The organism is Hymenobacter elongatus, from assembly GCF_004745955.1.
GTDB lineage: Bacteria > Bacteroidota > Bacteroidia > Cytophagales > Hymenobacteraceae > Hymenobacter > Hymenobacter elongatus.
Genome location: NZ_SRLD01000087.1, coordinates 1 through 3,623, shown reverse-complemented (window position 1 = coordinate 3,623; position 3,623 = coordinate 1). Strand labels below are relative to the sequence as shown.

Below are 3,623 nucleotides of genomic sequence, written 5' to 3'. Positions count from 1 at the left end.
CACATTTATCTTGCATCTGAAAGAATGTGAATTTCGCTTCAACCACCGCTACGAAAACGTGTATAAAGTCTTACTCAAAGAACTTCGCCAACGGCCCCTCTAAGCTCGATGTGCTTCCTAAGCCCCAAAATTTATATTTAGCAGCGTCACTTCCTTCCGTTTCACCCTAACCCCGCGTTGGCGTATGAGCTTCGTATCTGAGTTTAAAGAATTCATTTCCAAAGGAAATGTACTCGACCTGGCCGTGGGCGTTATTATTGGGGCCGCTTTTGGAAAAATTGTAGCTTCCCTCACCGACGATATCATCATGCCCTTCGTGAGCTTGGCTACCGGCGGAGTTGACCTGAAGGAGTGGTTTTTGGCCCTTGATGGGAAGTCGTACGCCAACTTTGAAGCCGCCAAAGCCGCTAAAGTCGCTACCGTCAACTACGGCCTGTTTCTGAACGCCATTGTTTACTTCTTCATCATTGCCTTCTGCGTATTCCTGATCGTCAAGTTTGCCAACCGCTTTAAGAAGCCAACGGTAGTAGTGGCCGTGGTTGATCCAGCCCCTACGAAAGACCAGTTGCTACTACAGGAAATCCGGGACGCGCTGCGCAGCCGCTAACCCTCATCTTATGGCCCCGACTGGGCTTGTAAACGACCAGAACGTGTCGCTCTTTCTTCGACGTTAACACATAGCACTATGAATCCTTCTGTACAGTGGCGGTACCAGCAGCTTTTTTGGATGGTACTGGCGCTGGGTTGGCTGGCACTACCCGGCGTAGCTCTGGCCCAAACGTCCGAGAGTAGCGCTGCGGCCCCCGATACCGTGCAGGGCTGGCGGCGCGGTGGGGTGGGCACGCTCAACTTTAGCCAGGTGAGTCTGAGCAACTGGGCACCCGGCGGACAAAGCTCCCTGTCGTTGCTGGCCATCGGAAACGTGTTTTTGCACAACCGACGCGGCCAGAATACCTTCGATACCTCCTTGGATGTGGTGTACGGCAGCCTCAAGGCGGGGAAGGCGAAAATCCGCAAAAGTGACGACCGGCTGGAATTCAATGCCAAGTACGGTCGCCAGTTCACGAAAGTGCTGTATTATGCTTTTCAGGTTAACCTCAAAACCCAGCTCACGCCCACCAGAGACATCGAGCGGCCCGATTCCCTGCTTTCCCGGTTTTTCGCTCCGGCCTTCATTCTGGCTTCTGTTGGTATCGATTACAAGCCCAACGACCAGCTTTCGGTGTTCGTGTCGCCCCTCACAGGCAAGTTCACGGTCGTAGCCGACCAAACCCTGGCCGATGCCGGCGCTTTTGGGGTAGAGGCCGCCCGCCGCGACGCGGCGGGCCAGCTGGTGCGCGGCAGCGGGCAGCAATTCCGGCAGGAGCTAGGGGCATACATGAACGTGAAGTACCGGCGGCCAGTTTGGGAAAATATTACATTTCAAAGTAAGTTGGATCTGTTCAGCAACTACCTGCACTCCCCTGGCAACGTGGACGTAAACTGGGAAACGCTGATCAGCTTCAAGGTGAATAAATTCATCAGCAGCAGCCTGGCTACTACGCTTGTGTACGATGATGACGTTTTGGTGCCCATCGACCGCAACGACGACGGCGTGCCCGACAGCCGGGGCCGCCGAATTCAATTCAAAGAAATTCTGGGTATTGGGCTGACTTATAGGTTCTAACAGAATTGAACTATCTTTGTAGCCCGCCGGTTTTCTGACTTGTATAAACGTGGTGCGCAAGTTGCTCGGTGTGGCTTAGCTGAGTGTCTTTTCCCCTCTTCCTCTTCGCATGAAAAAGCTGATTGCCACCGTACTATTGGCTGGCACCACCCTGGTTGCTTCTCAGGTACAGGCCCAGATTGCCCCGCGTCCGGATGCCCCCACCAAGTCCCGCAAGTCTTCCCGGAAAGCTTCCGGCGAAGATATCGCCCGCATGCAGCGCCGTATGAGCATGAACCCCGGCGACGTGAAGCGCGACCAGCAGATTGAGGTCCTGGAAGCTCGTTCGGGTGGCGGTGCCAATACCAGCTTTGGCCGTGCTTCGGGTTCGTCCCGGCAATACGAGAAAAGCAACTCCGGCTTTACCGTGCGTAAGTTTAAGGACAAGCGCGGCACGGCCCAGCAGCAGCGCGGCCAGAGTCGCAAAGCGCCGGGCGTCGACCCTAAAGGCAAGCCGCTGACCCATAAGAAAAAACACCGCTTCCTATTCTTTTAGGCAGCAGATATAGGCCCAAAAAAAGCCCCGTAGCAGTGCTGCGGGGCTTTTTGCATCTTCAGCCGCCTCGAGGCCACCGTTCGCCCCCGACGCCACTGAAGAAGTATCAGTCTGTTGTCAGAACCAGCGGTAAGGTCTTACTACGATTTTTATTCGCAGGTAGGTAACCGCTACCTAGAAAAAGACCTTACAGCCCAATCTGCGCGTCAGTGCGCTACTATTTCTCATCAGCCTGTCACTGGTAAACAGCGCGTCCTTTTACCTACGGGTTCTGGTTGCGCTGCCGTTGGTACAGCTTATCTGATTTGTTCCTAAAACTTGGCTGTCACACCAAGCTTCAGGTAGTTCATGTCGTACCCCAGCTCCGTGAAAGCACCGATGTTCTTGGTGAAGAAGTAGCGGGTACCTACGAAAATGCCCGTGGTGACATATGACGTGCTGGTAGCATAGCCGCGTAGCTCGGGTTTATCATCGTAGTAGGTGTCGTTCCATTTCTGTATCCGTACCCCCAGGCTTATTCCCGCGTAGGTATCCAGCTTCGGATTGGCAAGAATGTTATAGTGGTACGTGCCCCGGGCGGCCACAATGATATTGGTCCAGGTTGACTTGTACTGCGAGCCTGGGTAGTCATAATGATAAGCCTTATAGCCCACCAAGCCGCCAATACCGATAGTGCCCGGCCCGACGCCCTCTACAAAGCCACGTTCCACTGATAAGCTCAGGGCCGGCGTCGACTTCAGAGTGCCATAATACCCGTAGCCCAAACCCAGCCCGACTCCCAGATTCACCATCGTAGTGCCTTTGCGGAATAGCTCCTCCGTAGCGTTTTCGGTTCCTAAAGGCTTCGTGGCGGCTACCGTGGGCTCGGAAACTGGGGTGGGGGCCGGAGCCGTCGCCGGCACCGGTTTTGGCGTGGGCTTCGCCGTCGATACTGGCTTCGCTGTGGGTTTAACCGCTGATTTTGTCGTGGTGGCTTTAGTGGTTGTCGTTGTTATTGTAGCCGGCCGTACAGCAGGTGTCGCTCTTGGGCTAGCAGGCTTGACGGTGCGCGCTAGTGCTTTCGTTTGGCCCATTGCCGGGGCGCAGCTGAAAACAACGGAGCATAGCAAAGTGGTAGTAAGAGTTTTCATAAGAGTTGGACAAGACCGGATGAATACGTATGACTACTAGAGTGCAAATGTTTCTAGTGCCGATACAAAAGTAGCGTCTTCTGTAAGCTTCCCCGTCAGGTAGGCCAGTGAAAAGTAGAGGTCAGGCGGCTTGGCGGAACTCGGTTGGGGTCATAAAATCGAGGGCCTGATGGGGCCGTAGATGGTTGTAGTCGTACTGCCACAAGCGGCAGTGCTCGCGCACCTGCTGCAAGGTAGCAAAGAGGTAGCCGTTGAGCAGCTCGCGACGAAACGAGCCGTTGAAGCGTTCCAC

Annotated in this window: 5 protein-coding genes and 1 pseudogene; 4 read left to right on the top strand and 2 right to left on the bottom strand. The window is 54.7% G+C overall.

Going from position 1 to position 3,623, the window contains the following annotated elements; translation table 11 throughout:
• The 4 genes and pseudogenes from E5J99_RS20775 to E5J99_RS20760 form a co-directional block, all read left to right on the top strand.
• Nucleotides 1-103, top strand: a pseudogene (locus E5J99_RS20775) (IS1595-like element ISPlba4 family transposase); the annotation flags it as partial.
• Nucleotides 104-184: 81 nt separating this feature from the next.
• On the top strand, nucleotides 185-607 hold the full coding sequence (gene mscL / locus E5J99_RS20770; RefSeq protein ID WP_135499721.1) for a large-conductance mechanosensitive channel protein MscL: 423 nt from the start codon (nucleotides 185-187) through the stop codon (nucleotides 605-607).
• Between the two features lie 78 nt (nucleotides 608-685).
• Complete coding sequence (locus E5J99_RS20765; protein WP_245319164.1) at nucleotides 686-1,666, top strand: DUF3078 domain-containing protein; 981 nt, start codon at nucleotides 686-688, stop codon at nucleotides 1,664-1,666.
• A 109-nt stretch (nucleotides 1,667-1,775) separates the two neighbouring features.
• Nucleotides 1,776-2,201: a hypothetical protein gene (locus tag E5J99_RS20760; RefSeq protein ID WP_135499720.1), complete on the top strand. Its 426-nt coding sequence runs from the start codon at nucleotides 1,776-1,778 to the stop codon at nucleotides 2,199-2,201.
• 311 nt (nucleotides 2,202-2,512) lie between these two features.
• On the opposite strand, the gene E5J99_RS20755 is transcribed toward E5J99_RS20760, so the two are convergent.
• Nucleotides 2,513-3,103, bottom strand: a complete 591-nt coding sequence (locus E5J99_RS20755; RefSeq protein WP_135499719.1) for a hypothetical protein — start codon at nucleotides 3,101-3,103, stop codon at nucleotides 2,513-2,515.
• Nucleotides 3,104-3,452: 349 nt separating this feature from the next.
• A partial coding sequence (locus tag E5J99_RS20750) for an integrase core domain-containing protein (protein WP_135499718.1) occupies nucleotides 3,453-3,623 on the bottom strand: 171 nt, incomplete at its 5' end.